The sequence below is a fragment of the Cloacibacillus sp. genome (genome assembly GCA_036655895.1).
In the GTDB taxonomy this organism is placed as follows: Bacteria; Synergistota; Synergistia; order Synergistales; family Synergistaceae; genus JAVVPF01.
Map to the genome: position 1 here is coordinate 71759 of JAVVPF010000006.1, position 2498 is coordinate 74256.

The 2498-nt window shown below is 54.4% G+C and carries 1 protein-coding gene; it reads right to left on the bottom strand.

The window, feature by feature from the left end; translation table 11 throughout:
* Positions 1-28 precede the first annotated feature (28 nt).
* Positions 29-2498: EAL domain-containing protein (locus RRY12_03425; protein MEG2183706.1), on the bottom strand; the 2470-nt coding region annotated here is incomplete at its 5' end.

Below are 2498 nucleotides of genomic sequence, written 5' to 3' on the forward strand. Positions count from 1 at the left end.
TCGTGGCTCGTATGGACTTTGCGCGGCTTTAGTACTCCTGAGCGTCGTGATCAAAATTTTTAATAAATTTCAGCAGCTCTTCGCCGCTTATCGGCTTCGCTATCAAATATCCCTGAATGTTTGTGTATCCCATCTCTAAAAGCAGCGCAAGCTCTCCTTCAAGCTCGACGCCCTCTACTATGACGTCTAGGTGCAGCGCCTTTGCCACCTCAGCTATAGCCTTTAGGATGTCCCTCTGCTGCTTCGATTCCGTCATTCCGCGGACAAAGCTCTTGTCCACCTTCATATAATCCGCGTCTATATCCTTTAACGAGGCGAGCGACGAATACCCTGTGCCGAAGTCGTCGAGATAGATAGCTATTCCGGCCTCTTTCAGCGGGCGTATCTTGTTTTTTATTCCGGCGGCGTCTACGCCCAGCGCGTCAACCAGCCCGTAAGACTCTGTTATCTCCATGCCCAGCGAATGCTTGGGAAGCGCTGCCTCCTTCGCCTTTTTGAGCAGTTTGTCTATGAAGTCCATCTGCGCAAGCTGTATCATTGAGACGTTGAACTCCACGCTGATACGGTAGGGCGCAAGTATTTTAGCGAAGGCGATGGCTTCGTCTATCACCCAGTCGCCCAGTTCGTTGATGAAGCCGTTCAGTTCGGCCATAGGAATAAACTGGTCGGGCGGCACGTCGCCGTATTTTGCGCTGCGCCACCGCGAAAGGGCCTCCACGGATACTATCCTGTCTTCGACCGCGTTGTAGACGGGCTGGAAATAAAGCTCCATCTCATGCTCGGCGAGCGCGCTTCGCAGGCAGAGCTCCATATCTAGGCGTTCGCGCATGAATTTGTAGGTGACGTCGTCAAGCCTGCATATATTGTCGGGAGCCGTCTTTGCAAGCCGCAGCGCCACTTCTCCGTAGCCGAAAATTTCTTCCGCGGCGACGCCGGACTTTCTTATATATTCCTCATAGCTTGCGACGCCGATGTAGCAGCCGGTCTCAAAGGTGTTGTCGCCTATTTTGTACGGCTGACGGAAGGTCTCTTTCAGTGCTGAGGCAAGTTCGGCTATACTTGCTGCGGAAGAGCCCTCATGATAGACGCAGAAATTATCATAGTTCAGGCTGTACGCCTGCGCGCCAAAGCGCGCTCCTGCCTGACGGAGCCGCCGCGCCGTCTCAGTCAGCATTTTTTTGTGCAGATGGCTGCCGAATATCTCTAGTATCTTGTGGCTGTCCTTTATCTCAACAAAGAAACACGCGGCCTGATAGCTGTGCCCGCGCTGCGCCTCAAGCACCTCGTATATCATCTTTCGGAAGCTTTCCGTGTTGGGAAGTCCGGTGACGCTGTCCTTATAGGCTAAGTTCTCCACGCGCCGGCGCAGCAGCTCGTCGTTCGTCACGTCCATGCAGCATACCTGTGTTCTGCCGTGCTCCTCTTTTTCAATGACGCGCACCAGTATGTATATCGCGCCGCGCGGCGTGTTGAGGCGAAGCCGGAACGAACCTCCGACGTCGGGAATGCCGTTTTGAAAGAGCCTGTCGGCGCGGCCTGTGTAGTCGTTTATGTTGAACCGTTTCTGGTCGTGCGGCAGCCCCAGCAGAGCGGCAAGCGGCCTGTCAAAGCCGCTGACCGTACCGTCGGGCAAAAGCGTGAAAAGATATATGCCGGAGGAGTCCATCATAAGGTGCGAGAGCTGCTGAGTTCTTTTTGAACGCCACGACAAGAAATAGACTAGCAGGATGATGAAGATAAGCAGCGTCGTCAGCGCGAGGAAGGCGTTGCCCGTCCTTGTGATCATTCGCTGCTGCGCGGCCCTGATGCCGCTGTCTGATGAAAGCGCAAACAAAGTCCACCCATTTGCGCTCTGGATCGCGGCAAATGCGGCGGAACGCCTGCTGCTTTGCACGTCGAAAATGTTGACCTTTGAATTGCCGTATATCCTTGAACCTGCGATCGCCTTTTTCAGCCCGTCCTCTTCGTCGCGCGTCAAAATTTCGCGCATCGAGCCGAAAATATCGGCGCCGCCATCCGTGTTGAACGACGCGGCCTCCGAATCTTCCGAGATACGGGAGGCGACTATCCTGTTTGATGAATCCAAAATAAATAACGAAGCTCCAGTGTATGGGAGCTCTATCTCGCCAAGTATCTTCACCGTGGGCCCAAGCGGCACCACGGCGCTGAGGGACCCTACGTTCGTTGCGCCTATATAGACCGGAGCCGAAAGAAGTACGCAGGGGCGTTTCGTGCCGCTGCCAGGCACAGCCTCGACCACGTTTGAGGCTGCGTGAAAGCCGCGCAGCGCGCGGTAGATAAAGTCATAAGAGGAGAGGTTGGCCGCAGGGTAAGCGGTGTTGTCATGTGGGCTGACAAGATTGCCGTTGATATCCGTCAGAATGAATCCGACGCAGCCTATGCGCCTCTTTAATTTCTCGTTGTCGGCAAATTTTTCAGCGATAGATTTTAAGAAATAGCCGTCCGTTTCATTCGGGCTGAACGGAAAGCGCGCCGCT